Annotated in this window: 24 protein-coding genes and 1 tRNA gene; 8 read left to right on the top strand and 17 right to left on the bottom strand. The window is 38.0% G+C overall.

All coding sequences use genetic code 11. The annotated features are described in order from the left end of the window. The first annotated feature begins 114 nt into the window (after window positions 1–114). From AAEY68_RS06140 to AAEY68_RS06130, 3 genes are read left to right on the top strand one after another with little or no spacing between them, the layout of a single operon-like run. On the top strand, window positions 115–2,253 hold the full coding sequence (locus AAEY68_RS06140) for a type I secretion system permease/ATPase (RefSeq protein ID WP_024593177.1): 2,139 nt from the start codon (window positions 115–117) through the stop codon (window positions 2,251–2,253). Next, a complete protein-coding gene (locus AAEY68_RS06135; RefSeq protein WP_350585681.1) occupies window positions 2,250–3,671 on the top strand; it encodes an HlyD family type I secretion periplasmic adaptor subunit in 1,422 nt (473 codons plus the stop codon). Before AAEY68_RS06140 ends, AAEY68_RS06135 begins: the two co-directional genes overlap by 4 nt. Before the next feature lie 23 nt (window positions 3,672–3,694). After that, window positions 3,695–4,282 (top strand): response regulator transcription factor, encoded by a 588-nt coding sequence (locus AAEY68_RS06130; RefSeq protein WP_010553236.1) that lies wholly within the window; start codon window positions 3,695–3,697, stop codon window positions 4,280–4,282. A gap of 22 nt (window positions 4,283–4,304) precedes the next feature. On the opposite strand, the gene AAEY68_RS06125 is transcribed toward AAEY68_RS06130, so the two are convergent. The 3 genes from AAEY68_RS06125 to AAEY68_RS06115 all read right to left on the bottom strand — a co-directional run bounded on the left by AAEY68_RS06125 (window position 4,305) and on the right by AAEY68_RS06115 (window position 7,563). Next, window positions 4,305–6,260: a bifunctional diguanylate cyclase/phosphodiesterase gene (locus AAEY68_RS06125; protein WP_350585679.1), complete on the bottom strand. Its 1,956-nt coding sequence runs from the start codon at window positions 6,258–6,260 to the stop codon at window positions 4,305–4,307. Then, window positions 6,260–6,967 (bottom strand): transglutaminase-like cysteine peptidase, encoded by a 708-nt coding sequence (locus AAEY68_RS06120; RefSeq protein WP_101217122.1) that lies wholly within the window; start codon window positions 6,965–6,967, stop codon window positions 6,260–6,262. The genes AAEY68_RS06125 and AAEY68_RS06120 overlap by 1 nt, the downstream gene beginning before the upstream one ends. A gap of 137 nt (window positions 6,968–7,104) precedes the next feature. After that, window positions 7,105–7,563, bottom strand: a complete 459-nt coding sequence (locus AAEY68_RS06115) for an LPP20 family lipoprotein (RefSeq protein ID WP_024593173.1) — start codon at window positions 7,561–7,563, stop codon at window positions 7,105–7,107. 140 nt (window positions 7,564–7,703) lie between these two features. Here AAEY68_RS06115 and AAEY68_RS06110 point away from each other — a divergent pair, with 140 nt between their 5' ends. Next, window positions 7,704–8,897: a flagellar assembly protein FlgT gene (locus AAEY68_RS06110; protein ID WP_350585677.1), complete on the top strand. Its 1,194-nt coding sequence runs from the start codon at window positions 7,704–7,706 to the stop codon at window positions 8,895–8,897. Here AAEY68_RS06110 and AAEY68_RS06105 read toward each other — a convergent pair. After that, window positions 8,894–9,793, bottom strand: a complete 900-nt coding sequence (locus AAEY68_RS06105) for a LysR substrate-binding domain-containing protein (RefSeq protein WP_010553232.1) — start codon at window positions 9,791–9,793, stop codon at window positions 8,894–8,896. The two genes, AAEY68_RS06110 and AAEY68_RS06105, sit on opposite strands and share 4 nt — an antisense overlap. 112 nt (window positions 9,794–9,905) lie before the next feature. Between AAEY68_RS06105 and AAEY68_RS06100 the strand changes: the two genes are divergently transcribed. The 4 genes from AAEY68_RS06100 (at window position 9,906) to AAEY68_RS06085 (ending at window position 13,953) form a co-directional block, all read left to right on the top strand. Further along, a complete protein-coding gene (locus tag AAEY68_RS06100; RefSeq protein ID WP_010553231.1) occupies window positions 9,906–10,634 on the top strand; it encodes a glutathione peroxidase in 729 nt (242 codons plus the stop codon). 82 nt (window positions 10,635–10,716) lie between these two features. Further along, on the top strand, window positions 10,717–12,165 hold the full coding sequence (locus AAEY68_RS06095) for a dihydrolipoyl dehydrogenase (protein WP_039484710.1): 1,449 nt from the start codon (window positions 10,717–10,719) through the stop codon (window positions 12,163–12,165). A 145-nt stretch (window positions 12,166–12,310) separates the two neighbouring features. Beyond that, window positions 12,311–13,243, top strand: coding sequence for a DHH family phosphoesterase (locus tag AAEY68_RS06090; protein ID WP_165740789.1), 933 nt, complete (start codon window positions 12,311–12,313; stop codon window positions 13,241–13,243). Window positions 13,244–13,359: 116 nt separating this feature from the next. Continuing rightward, window positions 13,360–13,953, top strand: a complete 594-nt coding sequence (locus tag AAEY68_RS06085; protein WP_350585676.1) for a DUF4303 domain-containing protein — start codon at window positions 13,360–13,362, stop codon at window positions 13,951–13,953. A gap of 77 nt (window positions 13,954–14,030) precedes the next feature. On the opposite strand, the gene AAEY68_RS06080 is transcribed toward AAEY68_RS06085, so the two are convergent. The 13 genes from AAEY68_RS06080 to AAEY68_RS06020 all read right to left on the bottom strand — a co-directional run bounded on the left by AAEY68_RS06080 (window position 14,031) and on the right by AAEY68_RS06020 (window position 25,891). Continuing rightward, window positions 14,031–14,105, bottom strand: a tRNA-Arg gene (locus tag AAEY68_RS06080). Between the two features lie 72 nt (window positions 14,106–14,177). Beyond that, window positions 14,178–14,846: a FlgO family outer membrane protein gene (locus AAEY68_RS06075; protein WP_165727548.1), complete on the bottom strand. Its 669-nt coding sequence runs from the start codon at window positions 14,844–14,846 to the stop codon at window positions 14,178–14,180. 7 nt (window positions 14,847–14,853) lie between these two features. Further along, window positions 14,854–15,546, bottom strand: a complete 693-nt coding sequence (locus AAEY68_RS06070; RefSeq protein WP_024589981.1) for a FlgO family outer membrane protein — start codon at window positions 15,544–15,546, stop codon at window positions 14,854–14,856. A 13-nt stretch (window positions 15,547–15,559) separates the two neighbouring features. Further along, on the bottom strand, window positions 15,560–16,153 hold the full coding sequence (locus AAEY68_RS06065) for a FlgO family outer membrane protein (protein WP_007583140.1): 594 nt from the start codon (window positions 16,151–16,153) through the stop codon (window positions 15,560–15,562). A gap of 56 nt (window positions 16,154–16,209) precedes the next feature. Further along, complete coding sequence (locus AAEY68_RS06060) at window positions 16,210–16,839, bottom strand: SPOR domain-containing protein (protein WP_197160393.1); 630 nt, start codon at window positions 16,837–16,839, stop codon at window positions 16,210–16,212. A 10-nt stretch (window positions 16,840–16,849) separates the two neighbouring features. Next, window positions 16,850–19,747 (bottom strand): hypothetical protein, encoded by a 2,898-nt coding sequence (locus tag AAEY68_RS06055; RefSeq protein ID WP_350585675.1) that lies wholly within the window; start codon window positions 19,745–19,747, stop codon window positions 16,850–16,852. 34 nt (window positions 19,748–19,781) lie between these two features. Continuing rightward, complete coding sequence (locus AAEY68_RS06050; RefSeq protein WP_197140022.1) at window positions 19,782–20,612, bottom strand: fimbrial biogenesis chaperone; 831 nt, start codon at window positions 20,610–20,612, stop codon at window positions 19,782–19,784. A gap of 9 nt (window positions 20,613–20,621) precedes the next feature. Then, entirely contained in the window at window positions 20,622–21,104 is a 483-nt protein-coding gene (locus tag AAEY68_RS06045) for a DUF4402 domain-containing protein (protein WP_024589985.1), read from the bottom strand. Between the two features lie 3 nt (window positions 21,105–21,107). After that, the gene (locus AAEY68_RS06040; RefSeq protein ID WP_024589986.1) at window positions 21,108–21,710 is read right to left on the bottom strand and encodes a DUF4402 domain-containing protein; all 603 of its coding nucleotides are present in this window, start codon (window positions 21,708–21,710) and stop codon (window positions 21,108–21,110) included. Between the two features lie 115 nt (window positions 21,711–21,825). Beyond that, window positions 21,826–22,380 carry an SPOR domain-containing protein gene (locus AAEY68_RS06035; protein WP_350585673.1) on the bottom strand — a complete coding sequence of 185 codons (555 nt, stop codon included), beginning with the start codon at window positions 22,378–22,380 and terminating at the stop codon, window positions 21,826–21,828. A 370-nt stretch (window positions 22,381–22,750) separates the two neighbouring features. Then, window positions 22,751–23,434: an SPOR domain-containing protein gene (locus AAEY68_RS06030; RefSeq protein WP_024592961.1), complete on the bottom strand. Its 684-nt coding sequence runs from the start codon at window positions 23,432–23,434 to the stop codon at window positions 22,751–22,753. A gap of 703 nt (window positions 23,435–24,137) precedes the next feature. Beyond that, window positions 24,138–25,016 carry a UTP--glucose-1-phosphate uridylyltransferase GalU gene (galU, locus tag AAEY68_RS06025; RefSeq protein ID WP_007583126.1) on the bottom strand — a complete coding sequence of 293 codons (879 nt, stop codon included), beginning with the start codon at window positions 25,014–25,016 and terminating at the stop codon, window positions 24,138–24,140. A 23-nt stretch (window positions 25,017–25,039) separates the two neighbouring features. Continuing rightward, window positions 25,040–25,891 (bottom strand): thymidylate synthase, encoded by an 852-nt coding sequence (locus AAEY68_RS06020; RefSeq protein ID WP_350585671.1) that lies wholly within the window; start codon window positions 25,889–25,891, stop codon window positions 25,040–25,042. Window positions 25,892–25,898: the final 7 nt, after the last annotated feature.

Here is a 25,898-nt window from a genome sequence, read left to right as displayed (position 1 = left end):
TAACGTTATGTAAATAACCTAAACTCGGCTTGAAATATTTAAGCTAAATTTATTTCTCGAGTTTAGGTTTAGTAGTAACAACCGCATGCAGTTCTACATAACATTGGATGGTTTATGGAATTAAACGATGTACTTGATCATGGTGGCATACTCGTTGACTGCCTAGCAGTTTTATGTCGCCATCATGATAAAGAGTTTTCAAGAGAAGCACTATTAAATGGACTTCCTCTAACTGATGGAAATCTTACTCCATCAGGTTTTTCGCGCGCAGCTAAGCGCATTGGCTTTAAATCGAAAGTAGTTAATAAGCCACTACAAAAAATTAATACAGCACTGCTACCTGCCATCTTAATTTTAAAAGACAATCAAGCCTGTGTTATTAATTCTATTGATTACGATAAGCAGTTGGTGAGTGTAATTTACCCAGAGCTTACCGAATCAGTTATCGAACAAAGCATTGATGAATTAGCAGGCAACAGTGTTGGTTTAATTATTTATGCACAACCAGAATTTGCATTTGATGAGCGAACACCCGTACTTGAAAAACTATCAAAAGACGGATGGTTTTGGGGAGTAATTAAAGAGTGCCGCTCACTTTATAAAGACGTAATCATTTCAGCTATTGCGTTGGGCTTTTTGTCGGTTGCTATGCCTTTATTTGTAATGAACGTATATGACCGCGTAGTGCCTAACCATGCAACAGAAACCCTTTGGGTACTTGCCATTGGTATTTTAATAGCACTCACTGCTGACTTTGTTTTGCGCTTAGTAAGAGGCTATTTTGTAGAGCTTGCTGCAAGCAGAATAGATGTAAAAGTATCGGCTGTAATTATGGAGCGGGTATTAGGTATGAAACTAAAAAACCGTCCATCATCAGCTGGCTCCTTTGCTAGCAATATTCAATCATTTGAAGCTGTACGTAACTTTTTTAGCTCCATAACGCTTGTCGCATTAGTCGACTTACCATTCGTAGTTTTATATTTAATTGTTATCGCCATTATTGGCGTACCTCTAAGTTTACCCATTATAGCGGGCGCACTTATATTATTAGCTTACGCTATAGCCGCACACCGCAAACTTGAAGCTCTTTCAGAGCAAACAATGAAAGCAAGCTCAATGCGAAATGCAGTATTAGTAGAAAGTTTAACCAACATTGAAGATGTAAAAAGCTTTCACTCAGAGTGTAAAACACAATCTGTATGGGAAAAGTCGACCATTTACATTGCGCAAGTAAACGCACAAAGCCGACTCGTTTCAAGCTCCATATCAAATACAGCATCGTGGATACAGCAATGTGTAGGCGTGATAATAATGATAATAGGCGTACACCTCGTTATTGAAGGTGAGCTAACTCAAGGCGGATTAATTGCAGCCTACTTATTATCATCTCGTGCTATGGGCCCTATTGGGCAGTCAGCCGCTGTTTTAGCGCAATATCATCATGCCGCAATAGCAATGCAGTCACTAAATGAGATTATGGAAAAAGAGGTCGAGCGCCCACCTGGTAAGCATTGGTTAAGCCACCCTATTTTAAAGGGCGATATAGAATTTAAAGATGTATGTTTTAAATACTCTGACGAATCTCATAATGCACTCAACGGCGTTAGCTTTAAAATTAAAGCTGGTGAAAAAGTTGCAATTTTAGGACGTAATGGCTCAGGTAAAAGTACATTAGAAAAGCTTATCTTAGGGCTATATGAACCCTGTTCAGGAGCAATTTTGATGGACAATAACGATATACATCAAATTGACCCTGCAGAGCTTCGCCATAATATTGGTTATGTACCGCAAACCGTTGCCCTGTTTTATGGGACCTTAAAAGACAACCTTACGATAAGCGCTTGGCATGCCAAAGACGAGCAAATTATTGAAGCCTGTGAGCGAAGCCAATTATTTGATTTAATTAATTCGCACCCAGACGGATTTGATCTACAAGTAGGCGAGCAAGGCCGCCAATTATCAGGAGGACAACGCCAAGCAGTAGGTATGGCAAGAGCCATAATTAATGACCCACCAATACTATTACTAGATGAGCCAACTTCATCGCTAGATCACAATAGTGAAAGTAAAATTATTAACAATTTAAAAAATTATTCTAAAGATAAAACCCTAATTGTAGTGACTCATCGCTCATCATTACTCGAGCTTGTTGACCGTATTATAGTTTTAGATAACGGAAAAGTAGTTGCTGATGGACCAAAACAAAAAGTAATTGCGGCGTTAAATAATAAAACCGTGGAGCAAGCCTCATGAGTGATAACAAAAAACCACTTGAACAACGCTCTTTTGAATCTGTTAGCAAAGCAATAGAAGCAAGAAAACAAGGTAAGCCATCCGTATTTAATAAACTATTTAAAGGATGGATTTCACCGCCAAATACTCAAGACTGGGTAGTAGATGCACAGTGGGAAAAAATGCAGCAGGAACCAGCAAGCGCTAGGTTACTACTTTATCTAATTTGTTTAACGTTTATATGCCTTGTTGTGTGGTCTGGCTTTGCTAATTTGGATGAAGTTGCTCGTGGCGAGGGCCGTGTTATTCCCTCTAATAAATTACAGCTTATTCAATCTTATGACGGCGGTATGGTCGAAAAAATAAATGTCCGAGAAGGCCAAATAGTAAACGAGGGGGATGTACTCATTAAAATAGACCCTACCCGCTTTATTTCTAGCTTTAGAGAAAATCAATCCAAGGTTGAATCGTTAAGTGCAAAAGTTGCGAGGCTCAGAGCGCTCACTCAAAAAAAGGAGCTCGTATTTAACGAAGATGTTATAAAAAATGCACCTCAGGTGGTTCAACACGAACGCTCTCTTTATTTGAGTAACAGCCAAGAGTTGAAGCAACAGGTAAGTATACACAAACGCCAACTAGAGCAGCGACACCAAGATTATATTGAAGCAAAAGCGGCACTTCAGCAACATACCAGCGCGCTACGCTTAACAAACAGGGAGCTTAAAGTGACCCGCCCATTGTTACGCACCGGTGCTATTTCGGATATAGATATTATTCGTTTAGAGCGTCAAATAGTTGATTTAAACGGCGAGATAAACAGAACCAAAGCAGTTATAAATAGGAGTCTTTCGGCCATTAACGAAGCTAAAAATAAGGTAACCGAAGTTGAGCTCGTTATGATTAACCGCTGGAACAATGAACTCTCCGAAGCGCTACTGCGACTAGATTCAATTAAAGAAACTGAATCTGGCTTAGCCGATAAAGTAACTCAAACTGAAATACGCTCTCCTGTTAAAGGCACTGTACAACGATTATTAGTTAATACTGTTGGCGGTATTTTACAGCCAGGTAGTGATGTTATGGAAATTGTCCCGCTTGACGATCAACTTGTAGTAGAGGCAAAAATCCCGCCTAAAGACATTGCATTTTTACGCCCTGGGCAATCTGCAATGATAAAATTTAGTGCCTACGACTTTGCCGTATATGGTGGCCTTGAAGCCGAAGTATTACATATAAGTGCCGATACAATTACAGATGACCGCGAGAATACCTTTTATTTGGTGCAGCTAAAAACCACCAAAAATAATTTTTCAAAAGAGCTGACTATTATTCCAGGAATGACCACTCAAGTGGATATTATTACCGGTAAAAAAACCGTACTTGAGTATATTTTAAAACCGGTTCTTAGAGCTACATCGCAAGCAATGACAGAGCGTTAAAACATTTTATAAATGGAGAAGTAATGCGCCAAAGTATTTTTATTACACAGCCTGAATTTGAATCGAAACACTGGCATACAGCGTTTCCTGGTTGTTTGATATTCACAAAAGAACCACACAGAGTCACGGCATCAAGTATTATTTGGGTTTTAGCCGGCACACCTAATTGGCTTGAGCTTGTTAAAAAGTATTCTCAGCAACGTTTACTGGTTATAGTTATGACTAACGAGCTAGAAATAAATCAACTAAGAAGTGCGCTTGAAGCAGGAGCTAGGGGGTACGTAGAAGCACTCGCTACTAAAGTAATTATTGAACAAGTACTTGAGACAATTTGTACTGGCGGAATATGGTTACCAGGACAATTACTATCTAACTTAGTAGGAGCTTTATCAAATACACCGTTTAAATATGCGAGCACATGCGAGCTTGATGTACTCACAAAGCGAGAACGTCAAGTAGTTGATATTGTTGTAACAGGTGCAACTAATAAGCAAGCTGCAGAATCTTTAAATATTACAGAACGCACAATTAAAGAGCATATGAGCTCTATATTTAATAAGCTAAAAGTTCGCGACCGTATTCAATTAATGTTAGTTGTAAAAGGGCATTAACCGCACCGTTAATGCCTATTACTTACTCTTTAATAACCCCATCAAAACCTAAGTTAATAAGCGTATCTATATCATCTTGGCTTGTTACACCTTGAGCCACCACTTTAATGCCAATAGAATGCGCTAACGTGCACACTCCTCGCAGAAATGTTTGGTTATCTTGGCTGTAACTAATATTGTGTCCGTAAACACTATCAACCTTAATCATTTCAAGACCAAATTCCTGAATTTTATTAATTTTAGTAAATTCAGGGCCCACACGTTTTAATGCTACCTTAGCGCCCATACATCGAGCCTGCTCACAAAAATCTTTAAATATCTCAATTTCGCTAACGGCAATACTTTCACGAATATCAAAACAAATTTTAGAGGCTAAATCAGGAAACGCCGAAAGGTACGTAAGAATCGAAGCAAGTGCAGCATCATCAAGTAACGTTTGAGCAGATAATTCAACCGAAATCAGTTCACTTGGTGGCTCAATACTATAATGAGCCACCAACGCCTTAATTAAACCCCAATCTAAACGCGCTAATAACTTTAATCGGTTAGCCCACTGGTAGTAGTAACTAGCACGGTATACTTGCCCACCAAGCTTTAGGCTCAACCCTAATTGATTTTGCATTACCTGCCCTGTAAAGCTCGTTACTGGGTAAGTATTTATTTCTAAATTATTATTGTTGAGTGCCTCTTCTATGGCATTTTTCCAGCTAGTTGCATTATCAAACAGCTCACTTTCTTGCTTGATTTGAGCTACTTTTGCTTGTACATCAGATTGTTTACCCGATGATTTTAAAAGTTCATCCGCACGCTTTAATACATCAAATCGCGTATCGTCTTTTTGAATATAAGTACAGCTGTGAGGTATCGCTAGCTTAACGTTTTTATACTCTTCAACAAACGATTGATGCATCAATAAAATACGTTCACTGATTGCTTGAATATCATCAATATCACTAAATAAAACGGTAAAATCGCTGTGAGAAATACGTGCAATGTAATTTTCAGAAAAGTGTTCTTGATTGCTCTCTAAGAAGCTAACCAACATCTGTGAAAATCGACGTAGAAAATTAACCATTTCTACTCGTCCCACTTCCTCACTTACGCGATCGAGGTTAACAACCCTAAATAAAAACAAGGCACCATGGGCATGATCTTTCGATTTCTGTAAGTGAGCCTCAAGTGTTGCACCAAAGTATTCTCTATTTGCTAAACCAGTTAGCTCATCGTGTTGCGATTTAAATCTAAGCTCTTCTAAACGTTTATTATCTTCTTTAATAATACGACTAAAACGGGTAGATAACTGGTTCATTGATTGCACTAAACGTGCAAATTCAAATGTACGAGGGACGGTGGATTTAATAAAACGTTTTTCACCAAATGCATTAGCCTGATACACAACATCATCTAGCGGTTTTAATATCCTACTTAAAAAGTAAGCACTAACTATACAAGCAAAAAAAGCGACAATTAAAAAACTAAAAAATAGTTTAAGCGCACTTTCCCATAAGGCTTGCTCAGCATATTGACTATGGCTTTCTATAAACAAAGTACCAAATTGCTGCCAACCATTATTTACTTGCCCAACCCCTGGCTGTACATTTAATCCATACATTGCTCTAAACCACTGCGGAGCCGTCGCTTCGAGTTCATCGGTAAACGTGCGTTTAACAATCACCTCACCATTAGGGTTTTGTAGTTCTATTCGCTTATAGTGACCGGTATCAAATGTGGCCGATACTAATAATTCAAGCTCAACGGGGTCTTTGTCTAATTGGCTGATCATTAACGCGAGTGAACTGGCGTTATCTACATTTTTTAAGTACAGCTGGGTCGAAAAATAACTTTTAGCCGAATTAGTGCTAATTAAAACACTACTTATAAAGCCTACAAAAATAACAATTAATAATGCAATCCACAGCTCTTGCCTGAGTGTTATTTTTCGTTTTTTAAGATACTTAGATAAGGAAAATGATGCCATTACCACATAACTCCTTCTTTGGTTGTCTGCTCCAAAATTTTACGCCAGCGTGAAAGTCTTGCTGTTGGGCTGGCTACACTTTTGGTTGAATTATTAGCCCATAAACCTTGGCTGTTAAAGCTAAAAACAGGGCTTAAATCTACACGTTTTGCAGCAGGTAAAACCTTTGTTATTAAACTGTCTAAAATAAGTGGCTGAGCGTTTGGTGTAACAAAATAACCTAACACCATATGTGCTTGCGTTTTGTTAGTGCCCGCAATTTTTGCTTTTACATAAATAAGGCGTAACTTGTCGTCACTCACCCCTAGGGCTCTCAAGCTTATATACTTTGCTATTGCGTAATCTTCACAATCACCTAGGCCTCTGCCTAACGTTTCTAAAGGGGTTGCCCAATAATCGTTTTGTTTCCATAGCAAAATATCAGTTTGATAGCGTAAATTACGCGCAAAAAAATCATTAACAATAAGAATTTGTTGTTGCTCTGGTTTGTTTTGAGTTTGTACCAACATACTTTGCCAGTTACGTGCAACAGCCGCTCGCGCAGGTCCATATTTTTGACCCATCAGCTCAATAAAGGTATTAAATTGAATAGTTAGTCGGCTTGCAAGCACACCACTAGAGAGTACAAAAAACAGTAATAGGTAGCGCAAATTGGCTTTGCACCATATAAATAATTTAGGATTTAAATAAGTTGGCTTAAACGCCATTTACAGAGCCACTGTTAATATAAGTGGCAATAAAATACATCTGTTGAGCACTACGCAATCTGCTTAAAAATTAATCCTAACAACAGCATAGCACTCAATATAAGAGGATGAGATATTTTGAATAACTTTTTTAATGATTAGTAATAAGTTACTTTTTTAACTTCGCGTGGTTTTACTTCACCTATGTATAAATCGTGCACACGCTTCATATTAAGCTCAAGCTCGGTCACGTAAGTGTCATCTACTGCGTAAGTTTTAATTATTTGTGCACCTTTAATAAGCCCCTGCACTTTACTTTCTAAGTAATCGTCTTGAGCAATTGAACCTTCCACCGTTGTTCCGGCGGTAATTTTTTGCCCATATACTTGCTCAGTAAGCTCGCGGTAAGCCTCAAGCTTAGAAGCCTTAATTGCCATAAGTTGCTTTTGCGACAGGTTAGCGCCTTTTTGCAAGCTAATAGGTGCATACCCTATCGCTTTTAAAACGGGGTAATTATTTGGCTCTACATATTTATATTCAACATGCTTATCAAAAACGCTGCTACAACCACCTAAGGTTAAACACCCAAGTGTAATAAGTAATGAAATTGCTCGCATAGCATTTAGCCCTTGTATAGTAATTAGCAGTACATATGCACGTTTAATGCCATTTATAGCATTACTAATAATTACCAAATAACATTGGTACAGTCCTTGCTCTACCTAGTTAATAGCTAACGTTTAATTGGAGTAAAAGTATGAAGTCGTTTTTATCATTGGCATTTGCAGGGTTAAGTGCAACGGCATTATTAACTTTCTCCCCTTTTACTAAAGCGCAGTGGTATGAATCAACAGGCCATGCGAACGTTCAAAATGGTGATACGAGCGCAGCTAAATCTGCCGCTATAAAAGATGCGATTACACAAGCGCTAGTGTTCTCTGGCGCACGGGTTAGCTCTGTACAAACCTTGGTAGATGGCGTGTTAATGCAAGATCAGCTAAAAATTAGCAGCCACGGCGAGATTCAAAAAATTGAACTAGTCAGCGAAAATAAATACGACAATAAATTTGCTATTACATTACGACTCGATATATTTTCTCAAACAGAGCAATGCCCACAAAATAGCTTTAATAAGTTTGTGGCCGTTACACAAAGCCAACTTGTTCATCGTGAACACGCTAAAATGGGTCAAATATTTGACGTAAGCAAAGCGATTAGCAAAAATATTTTTACCTCACTGCAAAAATCAAAAATGAGCGCAGTGCCTATTGCTTACTATAATAATGCAATAAGCGTTGATAAATACTTTTCGCAGCAGCACGACTATTCAAACGCTCAATTAGAAGAAATATCTTCGCGCAGTAACGCTCAATATGTTCTGCTTAGCCAAATAACCAGCCTTTCGACTAGCGACAAACTCAATAACGATTATGCATTTTGGCAAGACGAGGCGTATGAGCGCAGTTACAACATTGAATTTGTATTATTTGATGGCACTACCTATGAGCAACTTTGGCAAAATAGTTACCATACTCAAGCAATTTGGCCATTTGAAAAAACAACCATAGTTGATGTTAATAGTGATAGATTTTGGCAATCGCCTTATGGGCAAAGCATAACCGATATCAACCAAACAGTAAGTTATGACATTCAAGCAGCCATGGCGTGTTTACCTACTCAAGGTAAAATAATGCATATGGAAAATAGCAAAATCGTTATTAACTTGGGTAAAGCTCATGGGTTAAAAAAAGGCCAAATGCTAAGCATTGCGCACCATAACTATTTAACCGACGCGGCAGGTAATGTTATGCCGCACACCATCACCACGCTTAATAAAATTCGCGTAGAGCAGCTTTATCAGCAAACCGCAGTAGCAGTCAGTATTGATGACAAACCGCTACCTGGCGTGCAAATTAACGATGTAGTAGAAATAATCAGCCAAGATATTTAGAGTTTTTTACTCAATTTAGCTTTTAAATTAGGGTGAGCCGATAACCACTCGCCCAATTGTTCTACACCAGATAAATGCGGATAATGCTTTCTGCATGCAAACACCACATTACGCTGCTGATTAGGGAATATAGGCAAGTAATCAATCCCTACACGGTCGGTACATGCCAACTTTGGTACAAATGTAATACCGTCATCCATAGCCACTAACGCTAATAATGTTTCTAAACTATTACCTTTATACTGGTTAGATACATCGACTCCTGCAGAAAAACAAAACTTTTGGGCTTGATCTTTAAAGCAATGGCCATCACTTAACATTAATAGGCTGCATCCTTGAAGATCGCTCAGCGCTACTTTTTTATGCTTAGACAGCGCGTTATCGTGTGATACCGCCACTAAAAAATCTTCTTTGTATAAAGCAACCGTATGGTAATTAATAAGCTCTGGCACATCGGCTAAAATAGCAAAGTCGAGTTCACCCTTGTTTAAAGCTTCTAAAATTGTTGCTGTTTGCATCTCAATAAACGAAAACTGGCTATCAATAAATGCCGCTTTCATCGATGTTAGTAACGCAGGCAACAAGTAAGGCGCAATGGTAGGAATAATACCAATAGTTAATTTACCTTGTAGAGGCTCGTTAGAAGTAGCAGCAAGTTCTTTGAGTATTTGCGTTTGTTCTAAAATAATCTCTATTTGCGTCAACAAACGTTCACCTTTAGCTGTTAAGGTAACTTGCTTGGTTGAGCGATCAAACAGAGTAACGCCAAGCTCATTTTCGAGTTTTTTTACTTGGCCACTTAATGTAGGCTGACTAACAAAACATGCATCGGCAGCTTTGCGAAAATGTTTATATTGCGCTATTGCTTTTACATATTCAAAATCTTTTAAGTTCATATTCAGCTCTACGTGATAGTTTATAACTATCAGTTTAATACAAACAAACGATTGGAACTATATTTAATTATTCACCATAATGGCTATCAACAAATCAAGAGGAACAAAAACTATGTTAAACAATATCGAAGGTCAAACAATCCCAAGTGTTACATTTGCAACTCGTCAAAATAACGATTGGAAATCAGTAACAACAGATGACATTTTTAAAGGTAAAACTGTTGTAGTGTTTTCACTACCAGGTGCATTCACACCAACATGTTCATCAACTCACTTACCACGTTACAACGAATTAGCAGGCGTACTTAAGCAAAACGGCGTTGACGAAATTGTATGTTTATCAGTAAACGATACCTTTGTAATGAACGCATGGGCTGAGCATCAAGAAGCGCAAAACATTACTTTATTACCAGACGGCAACGGCGAATTTACTGACGGCATGGGCATGTTAGTAGATAAAAACGACCTAGGCTTTGGTAAGCGCAGCTGGAGATACTCTATGCTTGTTAAAGATGGCGTGATTGACAAAATGTTTATCGAACCAGATTTACCAGGTGACCCGTTTGAAGTATCTGACGCAGACACAATGCTTGATTACATCAACCCTAAGCAAGCTAAACCAGAACCAGTAAGCATCTTTACTAAACCTGGCTGTCCTTTCTGTAAAAAAGCAAAAGAGCTTCTTGCAGAAAAAGGCTTCGCATATGAAGAGATTGTTATGGGTGCAGGCGCATCACTAACAAGTCTAAAAGCTGTATCTGGTCGTGACACTGTTCCACAAATATTCATTGGTGGTAAACACATCGGTGGTTCAGACGACTTAGAAAAATACTTTGCTTAATTAATAAGTAAATTAAATACCTAACGTTAGTAGGTAAAAAATAGGGGCTTTTATGCCCCTATTTATTAGAGGAAAAAATACTATGAAAGAATTGCAAACCGATGTTGTTGTTATAGGCGCAGGCACTGCTGGTTTAAGTGCTTATCGTAATGCTAAACAGTTCACACAAAATGTATTAATGATCGAATCAGGCCCATACGGCACCACATGTGCACGTGTTGGTTGTATGCCAAGTAAGTTATTGATTGCAGCCGCTGAAGCTGCACACGCAATTGAAATGGCACCTGCATTTGGTGTTCATAGCTCAAAGCCTATCATTGATGGCAAAGCAGTTATGGCACGCGTTAAAAGTGAACGAGATCGTTTTGCAGGATTCGTAGTAGAAGCCGTAGATGAATTACCAGATGGTGATAAAATTCGTGGTTACGCTAAATTTTTAGACACAAACCGCATACAAATAGACGACCACACAATTATTACAGCAAAACGCTTTGTAATTGCCACCGGTTCACGCCCTTCGTACCCTGGCGTATTTAATAACTTTGGCGACAAACTTATTATAAACGACGACGTATTTGATTGGGATGATCTACCAGAATCAGTCGCTGTATTTGGCCCTGGTGTAATAGGTCTTGAAATTGGCCAAGCACTTAGCCGACTAGGCGTAAATGTAAAACTATTTGGTGTAGGCGGCGCAATTGGCCCACTTACAGATCCAGTCGTAAAAGACTACGCAAATACTGTTTTTGCTGAAGAATTTTTTGTAGATACCGACTCAAACGTATCTGACATGATGCAAGTTGGCGACAAAGCACAGCTAACTTACACCGACAAACAAGGTGAAAAACACACCGAACAGTTTGACTACGTACTTGCAGCCACAGGCCGAGTACCTAACGTAGATAAACTAGGCCTTGAAAACACAGGCATTGAACTTGATGAACGCGGCGTACCGCACGCAGACACACATACAATGCAGTGTGGTGAGTCAAACATATTTATAGCAGGCGATGCGAGTAACATGCTCCCATTGTTACACGAAGCATCAGACCAAGGTGCTATTGCAGGTCAAAATGCAGGGCGCTTCCCAGATGTACGTATAGGTCTGCGCAGAGCTAAAATTGCAGCTGTATTTAGCGACCCACAAATAGCAATGGTAGGCGAAAGCTACAAGCAAATTACTGACCGATTAGGCCCATGCGGTTGTTTTGAAGTAGGCGAAGTCAGCTTTGAAAACCAAGGTCGTAGCCGAGTAATGCTTAAAAACAAAGGTCATATGCGAGTATACGCAGAGCAAGGTACAGGTTTATTTTTAGGTGCAGAATTTATTGGCCCACAAGCCGAACACATCGCTCACTTACTAGCATGGGCTGTACAAAACAAAATGACCGTACCAGAAATGCTTGATATGCCATTTTACCACCCAGTAATTGAAGAAGGGTTACGTACCGCCCTTCGCGACTTAAATGCCAAACTTAAATTTGGCCCAGACATTGTAAATTCATGTATGGAATGTGGCCCAGGCGCATAACCTATTTACTACACATACAAACTTGCTAAGTAAAAGCCAAAACTAACGTTTTGGCTTTTTTTTATAATTTTTTTAAGCTGATCTCTCAAAAAAAAATTTAACTGTTACACTTAATTGATAATTCAATTAAAAAGATGGAATAGCTATGCCCAATAATAAATTTAGACTAGTCACTCGCAGCGATTTTGATGGCTTAGTGTGTGCCGTATTGCTTAAAGACTTAGACCTAATTGACGATATTTTATTTGTTCATCCAAAAGACATGCAAGACGGCAAAATAGGCATTACCGAAAATGACATTACGACCAACCTCCCCTACGTTGCAGGCTGTCATATAGCATTTGATCATCACCTTAGCGAAACCGTTCGTAACTCAAGCGACATAAAAAATCATATTATTGACCCAGAAGCCCCATCAGCTGCTCGCGTAGTTTATGACTATTATGGCGGCGCTGAAAAACTTCCAAATATTTCTGTTGAAATGATGGACGCGGTAGATAAAGGCGATGCTGCTCAGTTTTCAAAAGACGAAATATTAAACCCAACCGATTGGGTATTAATGAACTTTATTATGGATGCGCGTACAGGACTTGGCCGTTTTCGCGAGTTTAAAATTTCAAATTACCAATTAATGATGAAACTGATTGATGCGTGTAAAGATCAGAGCATACAAGACATTCTAAAAATGGAAGATGTAGCCGAGCGTGTTGCTTTATATAACGAGCATAACGAAAAAGCAAAAGAGCAAATTTCTCAATGCGCTACCGTGCATAAAAACTTAGTGATCCTTGATTTAACCCAAGAAGAAACTATTTACGCCACAAATCGATTTGTTATTTATGCAATGTACCCCGACTGCAATATCTCGATTCATAAAATGTGGGGCCTTAAAAAGCAAAACGTAGTGTATGCCGTTGGTAAATCTATCACTAACCGCAGTTCGAACACCAATGTTGGCGAGCTGTGCTTAAAATATAATGGTGGTGGCCACTTAAATGCCGGTACTTGCCAAGTAGAAACAAGTAAGGCCGAAGCGGTACTGAGTGAGTTAATCAATACAATTACGAGTGATGGTTAATATTAACTTACAATAACCAGAGTAGTAGCTCTGGTTATTTTATTTTTTGCAGGGTGAGTTTTAATCACTCTCTTTTTCATATAAATTTCTGTAATCATAAAAGAAATAATGACCTCATGTTAGATACTAAAAACTTCGAAAAAACACTTTATCAAGATACCAAAAAAGCATTTAAAGACATCATTCAAAAATATGGTAACGATCTTTATGTAATGGGTTATTACCACACAGGTAGCTACTCATTACTGCCAATGTTTAATACTTTATCAGATTTAAAAGAAGTATTTGAAACAGAGTACAACAACGATGTAAGTAGCTTTTACATGGCTAAATGGAACCCTGAGGACTACCTGACGCTTGAATATTATTCAGAATACTTTGATGAAACAACGCTAGAATGCCAAAAACTAGAAAACAGCATTGATTTGTTTCAATCAGATATAGAGGCGATGGATAATTGGCACCAATGGCTTACAGCAATGGAAAAAGTACTTATGCAATTAGATGCAGAAGGATTATTTTCAAATGGTATTGAACGCGAAAAAATCACTTTAGCCATACTCGCCTATGATGAAGAAGAAAGCATTCAATTTAAAAGAATCAAACGACTTAATCCACCAGCCGTTCTAACGCAAATTCAAGCTGACTTTGAAGCAATGATTACAGAGCTTGAAAAATGTGAGCAAGAAGTGTTAAACGCCTTCAATTAAAAAGTGCAACACTACTACATATACGCTATACACAAAGTATAAGGGAGGGAGGTTAAAATATAACTCATTGATTTAATTGGTAGCCCCTGCAAGAATCGAACTTGCAACTGCCCCTTAGGAGGGGGCCGTTATATCCATTTAACTAAGAGGCCACAAACAAGCTGTGTGCTTAGAGGTGTGAATTATAACGGCATCTGGTTTTTTATATCAAGTGACAACTGAACTTAATTGCTTGATAAGTATATATCTTCTTTATTTAGTACATAAATTGGGATTAGTTTTCGACTACTCGCGACGATTTTTTTTGTATGCGCGTTAATTACACGTGTATTTACAACAACAGCATCACTGCGATAAATTAATGTACCCGCTAATACATGGCTCGCCATTTGATCTTCACTAAGCTTTTCAATATCGCGCGAAAAAGCAAAATCACCACGACTATTTACATCTATTGTTTGAGTGGTTTTAAAATCAACCACGCCATAACCAAACTTTTGTAACTGATGAATTAACGTTTCAGAAATTTGATTACCTAATTGATTACTTTTAGTAAGCGATGAATCAAGATCGACCAAGGTAGTAACGGCAATATTAATATTGGCGTCGGTATCACTTTCAAACTCAAGCGTATCAACCAAATCAAGTGCCATTTGCTCTACATAGTTAGCAAGTGTTTTATGGTGCTGAAGTGGTGTAAATTGATTGCCATTAGCATCATCTTGAGTTGATTTTTGCTCGGCTGTTTTAAGCATGCTTGCTAAGTCATAATTTACTTGTGTGGTTGAAGATGCATTCATTTCAGCACTTTCATTATTTTGAGTAAAGGCACAACCAGTTAAATTAGCTAAAGCAAAAAAAACGATAAAGCGGTTAAATAATTTACTATACATAATTATCTCACTTGCTTGCTTGTTTTAACATTATGCCATCAGTGCGATAGCTACTATTAAGCGCATCAACAACTGACTGTGGAATAAACCCTTGTGCAGAACCGACTACGGCCTTACTTTCTAGCCCAACAATACGTGCATTAACAAGTACACCACCTTGATGGTTTACAAGCGTACCGGCTAGTACATACTTAAAGTTTTGATCTTGATTTAGCTCTAAATAGTCGCGACTAAATACAAAGTCGCCTGTTGAGGTAACACGCATATAATCAGTTGTTTTAAAATCAATAACGGGTACACCAAAGCTGTGTAATTCATGCATGAAGCTTTCTGCAATTTGGTTTCCTAGTAAGCTACCATCGTTGTAGTCTTCATCTAAAAAAATAAAACTCGAAACAGCTAACGGTGTTTGTTCACTTACGTACTGTAAGTTTTCAACCATGTCTTGCATTATGCCGCGCACATAATGGTTAATATTTTTGCGCATTGGCGGTGTTGCTTTTGTGTAGTTATCTTGTGGAGCCATTCCTGACTGAAATAAGTTATCGTCAGAAACAGGTGCTGCAACGTCGCGTTGGTTACTCACCAGTTGGTTGCTTTGCTCACTTTGTGGTGTTGCGGTGTCTGTATTCATTGTGCCTAGTATTTGAGAGCAACCAAAGCCCAGTGGTAAGCATAATGTAATTAATAGGTTTTTCATTTTGTGCTCCAAATTAGTATTCGCTTCGGTATAAAAGTCCGTCACGCTGCTGAATTTTCTCATTGCCCCACATTACATTAATTGGGATCTCGGTACTTCCCGCAGAGAGCACCTGTTTATTTTCTATATTCACAAGTCGTGCATTAACTATGTATGCATGCTGCTGACGAGTCACTGTTCCTGTGATAACTAAGTCAATATTTTGGCGATTACGTAATTTACTTAAATCGCGACTTAAAATACTGTCTGAGTTTTCTGATAAAGAGAGGTTATTCCCAAGTCTGTACTCAACGGTGTGATAACCCAGTTGAGTAAATTGTGTAAGCAGACTTTCTTGGATCTGCTGACTTAAGCCTGAGGCTTGCCCTGTCACTAATTTTGTATCTAGTGCATCTGCATAAAAGAAGCTACTAACGCCAACACGTGCATTAGCATTTAATGCTCCGTTTAGGTGGTTAAGTTGCGACGTTAAATTAACTACATAGTCATTAACCGTAAAAGGAGCCATGGCTGCTTTAGGTGCATCTGTAGGCACACTTGGTTCTGGCGGCGGCACCAAGTTACAAGCAGCTAAATTTAAAAATAATAAAGGCAGTAAAAGGCGCATAATTGCCATCCTCTTCAAAACATACTGAGGATGAAGCAATTTGTATGCCGACTTAGCTATTGTGCGGTAAAGGGCTGATCTACGTAATAACTAACTAAACAATTTATATTTTGGCTCTTTAATTTTTGACAGTCACCCATAGCGTTTTTTTTGTCTATGTATGCGCCTAGCTTTAAGCGGTTATACATAACTCCTTTTACATTTATTGTTTCAACATTCATCACAAAATTATCGCCTAGTAAGCTAGGAAGCTTTTTTTGAAGTTGCCTAAAAGCTAAAGAGAGTTGTTCTTTTTGCGTTATTGAAAGCACTTGTAAAGCAAATTTAGGATCAACTGGTTTTGTTACTTGTAAATTGGAGCGATTAATTGTGTTGGTATTAACGATTTCTGCTTTTATTACTGGTGCATTTTTCTGCTCATTTTCTTTTGCAATTGTATTGAGTTGCGATATTAGTAAGCTTAAGTCGTCTTCAATAAGTAATAAACGCGCAAGTTCTGGCTTCATATTTTGCCACTGCTGGGAGCTTATTTTTAAAGTTTCAAGTTCTTGCTTTGTTATTTTTACGTAGCTTTTTTCGTCAGTTACGTTGGTCTGAGTAGCACTACCATCAATTGCTTTATTATTCGCACAACCATAACTTAGCAACATTGCACTGATTAAAAATATACATTGAACTCTTTTCATCCTAATTCCTTTAATGGAGTATTTTATGTGTTTCAACAACACACTTTAATCCTTGCGCTTTTACTGAGTCGCATACAGAAATAAGCTCTGGCGAACTGTTTGTTGCGTACGCTAAGGCTAAAATAAATTTATTTTTAGCTTTATCATGCATATAAAAAGCTTCTTGCTGCTCTATTCGTGGTGCTATTAAACGGTAATAAATTTTTAAGATATTTAACGAACTAAAACTTCCTGCATTGGCAATGCTTCCAGTTGTTGCACTGAGCGCCTTTAATGTTAAATCAACGCCCATTACTACATCTCCTTGAGGCGATAAATTAACTGTTATATTTTGAGTGTTTTTTAGCTGCTTGCGTTGTTTATATTCATCATCAATTACTGCTTTATACTGCCCCGGTTTAAGGTCTGTAAATAAGTAATAGCCATCATATGCTGCTTGAGTTTGTGCAACTTGATCCCCTTTCTCATTCAACAGCGCTATATTTGCAAAGGGTTGGATCTGTGTTGTATCACCTTTTTGTTGATAAACAACTCCCTCTACTTCACTGGCATTATTTAATGCGAAGTCCATATACTCTACAAAACCAGCCCTTGGTGTAATAGAAAAACCCTCATTAGCTGGTATTAAAAACGGATCTTCAAAACTATTTCTATCCAGTATTATATCTGTTGTACGATTTGCTGGCATTGAAGTTAATAGCGCAACGCCGTGTTCGTCTGTAATTGCTTGACGATAATTGTGAACGCCTTTTACTTTTACGCCGGCAACGCCGTGCTCATCATCATCCATAATACCGTTATTATTTTGATCTAAAAATACGCGTAACATTAAGCTACCCGTGTTAGTTAAGGTGCGCTTAGAGACAAAATATGTATTATGTTCAACATCAAAACCTAAGCTAAAACGGCTATAAATGCCGAGCCGCCAATCATCGTTACTGTTGTAGTTTAAGTTACTCGTTAAACTAAACTTGTCGCTTTGCCAATTGAGCCCTAATTCGGCCGATTGAATATTATTACGAAGTGAATCAGTTAAAGTAAGTTCCGCTTGTAAATCTCGGCCCAAGTTGCGGCTAAACTCAGCCTCGTAACTAACAAGCTCACTTACTGGCGATATACTATAATCTATACCAAACCTTGTGTAGGTTCTCCCAAAGCGCTTTTGAAAACGTGTTGTTCCAAAAGTACTCTTAGAGCTATCGTCTTGTTGCCACAGCAATTGGTTACTTAGTGCAAATCCTGAGTATGAGTAGTTGAACTGGTTGCGTACTTGTTTAAAGCGCCCTCTAGTATCACTATCGTCATATAGGATGTTATTTTGATAAGAAAGGCGTCCATAGGTATTATTCATTAGCCCACCAGCTAAATTTATTTGGTAGCTGTTAAAATCTTGCTGCTGTTCGTCTGTACGATTTGTAGCGCTAAAAAGTAGTGATTGTTCGGCAATTTGAGTTCGGGCTGTAAATTCAAATTCTTGTTCATTGTTATTATTTTTTTCAACATTCGCATTTAATAATAATCGGTCAAATAAGCTTATGTTGGTACCAAATGCATACTTAAGTAAATCGTCATCTGTGTTTTTTTGACCTGATGTAGCAGTGTATACAGATATATTATCTGTAAGCCCTTGCTCATATCTACCCGCAATTTGCCAACCCTGCCCCTGCGAGCTTGAAACATTGTTATTTAGTAATTGCTTGCCTTGTTCAGTAACCGACAATTCATAGTTACCTTGTCCCTGCTTAAGTTGATTTCCGTCCACAAAGTAATAATCACTTTTACGCTCAACTTGACCTTGAGGCCCATAAAAAATAAGCTCAAAATTATTAGCTCCGAATAATAGGTTTATATTATCAAAAATATAACGCCCATCTGCGAGGCTAAGCTGCTGGTCTATTAATATTTCATTACGGTACAGTTCTACATCCCAACCTGGCTGTATAGCACCGCTTAAGTTAACTTGATTATTGACTATTTTTCTATTGGTTACATTATTAGAAACTTTAACACCTCGGGCATACTGACTACTGTAGCTATTGCCAACTTGCGTGGCGATAACATCACCAAAAGATATTTCAGTAGGCATGAAGCTGTTTTTTATTTCTTTGTCTAAGTTTTGCTTTGTAAACGTTAACCTAGAGTTGGTAAGTAAGTCAGTACTTCGTCCAGACAAAAAATACTCTGCAGATAAATACGCAAAGTCTTGAGTGCCTAAAAGTGAATAGTTCGTAGAATGTCTATCATCGCTCGCGGTAAAATTTAGTTGTAAGTCGGCAACCGGAGAAGATAGCGCTTTATATGGGCTAGCTTTCCATGGCAGCGTAGGTGGCGATCTTTTGTTAGGTGATTTAAGGTTGCGCGACTGTCTGTATCTTTGTTGTTCAACCGGTAAGGGGCTATCTGAGCTTATAAGTAATTCTAAATCTGGGTAATCAATATTAAACTCTAGATTTAAAGCATTATGTAAACTTTGAATATCTACATAAATATCATCTTCAATGGTAATTTGATTTTTTGCTAATAAGTAGCTCTGTGTAGGACTAGTAAATACAGCGGGTGTAACCGCTGCATTTAGAAAAAGAGGTTGTTGATTTGCTCCAACACCTTGAGCAATTCGATTGCTAGCATCAACATTCATTGCAAATTGTAGAATATCAAATAAGTCGCTTAAACTAACTTGTACACTTTGCTCGCTTTTAATTGCTGCAACTTCACCTAAGTAGTATGAGTTTAAATAAAGCGAAAGTATTAATAACTCGCCTGTGGCGATTCGCTGTTGCTGATTTTCTTTGTTTTTATAATCAATTACTTCAACGGGCTTAGTTAGCTTTAGTTCAATTGCGCGTAGTGTTGTTAAAGCATCCTCCACGGAAGAATTAGGATTAGCTATTACACTATTACTAAGCAAACTACTTATGCTTAGTAATAGTGCATACAATAAATTATTTAGCGTCATTCACTGTTAAAACATTAAGTGATTGTGAGGTTAAAGGCAGAGTGTATTGTGCAAATGTAAGGTCTTTATATTCTTGACTGCCTTCATATTTAAAAATGACTTTTCCTGCTTTATCTAAATTTTTGTCACTAAATAAACTAAGGGTTACAAACGCATTATCTACTTCTGGATAAATACTTAAATTACCAATTTCTGCAATTTTAACTTGCTCGTTATTACTATCAACAAAGTAAGCACTTAATTTACCGTAGCTACTAAACTTACCTTCTCGTTTTATATTCAATAAAAACTGAGGACGTTGATTGCTTTCATTTAGCACTAGCTTAGCTTGTTCTATGGCAACTACTGGCTGTTTAATGTCTTTACGTAACAAAATAGGTATACTGTAGCTCATAATCATATTAACTTTTATTGAGCTTGTTTTATTAGTATTTTCACCAGGCAATGCTTGAAATAGAAGATGAGAGCGGTACTCACCAGAAGCTAGGCCTTTAGGTTTACGTATTGCTATTTTTACTGTTTGTTTTTCACCAGGTGCTAAACGCATTTGTTTTGGTGACAAACGTGCCATTGAACTTAAACTTTCGCTTGTAGCCTCTGCCAACTGTATGTAGCCACCGCTAGGTTGCGCTTGCTTCTCACTCCATAAAACACGATATGTTTGATATTCATCACCCGTATTAATTACGGTAACTTTAGCGGTTCGTTGACGTTCATCAAAACTAATACGGGTTGGAGAGATAAGTAAATTTGCGTATGCATTTTTTCCTAAAATACATACACTCAGTGCGAGCAGCACTACAACTTTATAAAGCATGTTTTTCCTTTAGTAATCAATCGTAATTTCTAATTGGGTGTCAGTAATAAAACTACCATCTAAGTAACTTTGGCTAGTCCCTGTCGTTATTAAACGGCCACCTACTTTGAGTAAAAGCTCTCCAAACTCATCGCTAGTTTGCGTTCTTGGTAAATCCACTAATACAACCGAAAACTTGGCACTATTAGCTCCTAGCGCTTCACTTTGCAATGTAGAGTCACTCGTTTTGTTAAACGATATTTGAGTAAGGGGAGGTAAATCGGTAAATAAAAGTTCTGCGGGATTCCCCTCAGTTAATACGTAAATATTACCAAATGTGGTTGTTTCACCTTCATGGCTAATGGTTATAGAGCTTAAAGTATTATTTTGAGGGATAACTAAAGTGCCAAAATTAAGCGCTTCTTGTTGTATGCTTGCGCTATAGGCTTGCTCGCTAAACATTAACGAAAGCCAAGCAGAAACATACAAAAAGCGCATTGTTTGTTTAAACACTAATTAATATGACACTTCAATATTAAAGCTACCAGAATACTCACCATCAGGGTAATCCACACTTGATGCGTTTGATGAAGTAGAAAGAGTCGCGCCTATATTAAATGATACAGCGCCATCAACGCCAGCTTGTAGGTTGGGCGTAGCACTTGTATATAATCCACCAGCATTAGTACCGCTCGTTATAAAGTAAGTCCAAGTACCTACAGTAAAATCAGGTTCATTTAACCCTTGACCAGCTAAAGGTTGTACTAAAGTATTTACTGGGTCGCTAATGGTTAAAATAGAATTTGGTACTACATCTGACACACTAAAAGCACCCGCTTCACCACCTTCAATTATTGATATAGTTGCCACATTACCAGCAGCGTCGTCTTGCGAGGTAACATTAGTTGCATCAGGATCAGGATTAATTGTAAGCGTAGCTTGCAGATTGCCTGTAGGATCTGAAATAGCACGAATAGTACCAAAATTTAAATCGTTATCTTTTGTGAGTACTACAGCATTTTGTACCGTTACTTTCGCTTCAAATGACTCTGTAGCAGCATAAGTGCTAAACGAGCTGACCACGGTGGCTACAGCTAATGCAGATAAATAAAACTTCATGCTAAATCCTTATAAGAAAATGGGCTTTATCAAATATTTGCCCAACTATAGTTAGTATCGACTATTAGTACAAATACTTTAATACTATATAAGTTTAAAAGGCCTAATTTATTAATTATATTGGCTTTCCGACAAAAGCAGCAATATTACATGCTTGATCAAGCTGATTAGCTAAATAACAAAACGCACTTACTTGAGCATCGTTTTTAAATGGACCTACACGTAATCCATACAAAGTCATATTATTATTTTTACGTTCAAACATAGTAAAATTAAATTGAGTAAATGCACTGGGGTATAATTGCTTAAGCCTTTCGACTCTTGCTTTAACAAGCTCTGGCTTTAAATACCAACCAAGCTGTGCTCCAATTTTAGTTTCATCTGTTAAGGTGAGTTCTGAATTTTGTAAGTTTGGTGTTTTTACTTCGGGAGTGTTATTTAGTGCCGTCGGTTCCAAATTCTGTGAAGGCTGATTACCATAGGTGATATCGGTTTTATTTTGCATGAGTAAAGGAGGGTTTTCAGTTAATTCACTTCGAGACGATAACGCCATAATTAACAGCTGTAAATCATCTTCCATAGCAGTTAAACGACCAATGCTTTCTTGCTCTAAGTGCCACTGCGAAACATACTCTTTTAGTTGTTTATCAGTAATTAAAGAATGCTGCACGCTCTCGTTATTTACAGTTGCGCTGCTACATCCATATAAATAAAAAGATAAGAATAAAACTGATATTAAATGACAAGACTTAAAATACCGCATTGCAAAAGCACTCTACTAACCAAGATAATAAATCAAAGCAAATTTTGCGCCACTTTATAGCAACTTTTTAATTAAGTAGTCTATCTTGAAGTAAGAAAAGCCATATCGATAACAAGGCAAAATTTCATCATTTAGTTGGTATCACTAATTGCTGCTGCATTGCCCTACCTCCTGCATTCATGCAGTCGTATATCAAAAATTATTAGCGAAGTTAGCATCAGGTCTAATCCTTCAAATTGATTAGGTATTATTGCAGATTGATATTACATACTGTGAGCTAAAGCTTTACTGGCTTATCAGTGTAGTTACTTACTATGCAATCGAGTTTATATAACTTGAATACGTCACAGTCTGCTTTTGCATTTTTAAAGTTTTGGTAAGAGCCAAGTTTTAGCCTGTAAAACATTTTGTCGTTTATTTTGGCGGTTTCTACGTTAGTCAATATTTTGTCTCTAAACAACGGTGCTGCTTTAGTATTTAGCTCTTGCCATGCTTTAGCCACACCTTGCTCTGAGTCAACCGAAGCTACCTGTAAAGCAAATACATGTTTAGGTTTATTTAATTTTACAGTTTGTTTTTTATTACTGTAATTTTGTTTAACTTGTTGGCGTGACTTAACATTGCGTGTGTTACGTGGTGAGCGTACAGACTTGCTGCTATACCCTTGATTAGACTGTGCAATAGCTTTACTGTTTATAATATCGATATGATTTACGAGGTAAGTTATTTCTTTTTCTAATCTTAAAATTCGCTCTATGCCTTCACGAGCTTGTTGCCACTGCATTGCGGCATCTTTTAGCTGTGCAAGTTCAAGGGCTGTAATTGATACGTAGTCAGGCGAGTTACTTTGAGGTTGTTCATCAATGGTTTTTATTTCAGGCGAGACGCTGCATGCTGTACCAAATAAAAGCATTAGCAAGCTAAGTAAAAGCCCAATGTTATTTTTTTTATATATAAACATGTATTAGTTGTCCTGAAAGCAGTGTTTTTACACTACATTTCAGTTAAACATTCTCACAAGAAAGCGTTTAACTTTATTTAAGCTGTGAGCTATAAAACTTAGCTCTTCGCATGCTTGTCAGTATTTCGTAAAACACAACGTTGCATACTCCATCCCTTCCTTGAGAGCATTATTTAATACAAATTCAATGCCAATTAACACAAACTTTACAACATAAATAACAATATGTCTGTAATGACTTAAAAAATTTTATTTTAGAGCTATTCCTTTTCTTATTTTATTCTAGGGCCTGTTGACCTTTCAGGATTAAAATTTGTTCAATCTAGGGGCCATTTAATCGCGGCGCGAGGTTTGTAACCTAGTGGGCTCGATAACTGCTCCTGCGTTATTCTACTGGCTTACATCCATGTAAGAATAAGTAAAAACCGAGTAAAGCTTCCGCGTCCTGCTCACGCCCCTTACCTACATCCATGTAGGCAACAAAGAGTAAATTGCCCCGAGGCAGAACCCTTCGGGCAGCGCATGTTTGGCATTTATGCTACGTTATCGCCTATTTATGGGGAATAACCACACTACATAGGCTCTGCCTTGCTTAAATACCAAACAGCCTGCTGCAAATTTAACCTCGAAAGATAAACAGGCCCTGATAAAACTCATAAAAAAAGGCGCCGATATAGGCGCCTTTCATGTTTTACGTTAACTGTTAAATCAGTTTTTTAATAAATGATTTTAATTCATCGGCAAATTCATCGCGACGAAGTGCAAACTCAATCGTTGCTTTTAAGTAACCAATTTTACTTCCACAATCGTGGCTACGGCCTTTTATAGCGTATGCATCTACTTTTTCGTGTTCCATTAACATCGCAATTGCGTCAGTTAATTGAATTTCGTCGCCTGCACCTTGCGGAGTTTTTGCAAGTAACGGCCAGATATTTTCGCTTAATACGTATCGACCCACTACAGCTAAGTTTGATGGAGCTTCATCTACTGGCGGCTTTTCTACCATATTAAGAATTGGCGAGCTTTCACCTTGCTTTAAGTCAACATCACCTAAATCAACCACACCAAACTGGTTCACTTGTGCCATTGGTACTGGTTCTACCATAATTTGGCTGTGCTTAGTTTTCTCAAAATTAGCGATCATTTCTGCTAAGTTATCTTTTTTAAGATCGCTCTCTACATCATCAATAATTACATCTGGCAAAATAACTACAAACGGTTCGTTACCAATAATAGGCGCTGCACAACTAATAGCATGGCCTAAGCCTTTTGCTTCACCTTGGCGTACGTGAATAATGGTTACGTCTTTAGGGCAGATTGCTTGCACTTCGGCAAGTAATTGCCGCTTAACACGCTTTTCTAAAGTAGCTTCTAGTTCAAAGCTCGTATCGAAGTGATTTTCGATTGAATTTTTACTTGAGTGCGTTACTAACACTATTTCTTTAATTCCTGCAGCAACGGCTTCGTTTACTACATATTGAATTAAAGGACGGTCTACCACTGGAAGCATTTCTTTAGGAATTGCTTTAGTGGCTGGTAACATACGAGTACCAAGGCCCGCTACTGGGATCACTGCTTTCATTTTATGTTTTCCTTAATCTTTTATTATACTGAAAATGGATATTGAATCGCTTCATGGCATTGATAGCCTGTTACTTCAAAGTCGTCTCGTGTTACCCACGTTTCTATGTCTTCTAATGATTTAATTTTTGGATTAATTTTTAACTGAGGTGACGCAAATGGCTCACGCGTTAACTGCACATCTCGCATCAGTTCAAGTTGGTTTTCGTAAATATGTGCATTAGCAATTTTATGATACGCCTTACCCGCTTTGTGGCCGGTAATTTGAGCCACTAACGCAAGCAACACAAAACACTGAATTTGATTGAAATTAAGGCCAAGCGGTACATCACAGCTTCGCTGGTATGACGTTAAGTATAGCGTATCGCCAAGTAGTGAAAAAGTGTGCGTATGCATACACGGGCGCAAACAACCAAGCTCAAACTCACCTGGATTATAAAACGTGATTATTTCACCACGGTCATCAATGCCATTTTTTAAGTTATCAATAACTTTGGAAAGCTGATCAAGCGTTGAGCCATCTGGACGTTGCCAACCACGGCCTTGTACGCCATAAACACGCCCCATGTCATCCTCACCTTTACGGTTAGGGTTATTAAGCCATGCGTTATTATCGTTCGCGTTGGCATCCCATGTTTTACAGCCAATCTCACGAAACTGCTCAGCGCTGTCGTAACCGCGTAAATATCCTAGTAACTCAGCAATCGCTGCTTTGTAGTAACTTTTGCGCGTCGTGATCATTGGAAACTTATTATTAGCCACATCGTATTCTAAATCGGCATTAATAACGGTTAAACAACGCGTACCTGTACGTTTGTTCTCGACCCACTGACCTTCGTCAACAATACGCTGACATAATTTTAAATATTGTTTCATGCTTTTC

Origin of the sequence: Pseudoalteromonas sp. RB2-MNA-CIBAN-0110 (assembly GCF_040309305.1) — a bacterium.
GTDB lineage: Bacteria > Pseudomonadota > Gammaproteobacteria > Enterobacterales > Alteromonadaceae > Pseudoalteromonas > Pseudoalteromonas arctica.
Note: the sequence above shows the minus strand (reverse complement) of the source record. Positions and strands in the feature narration are given on the sequence as shown.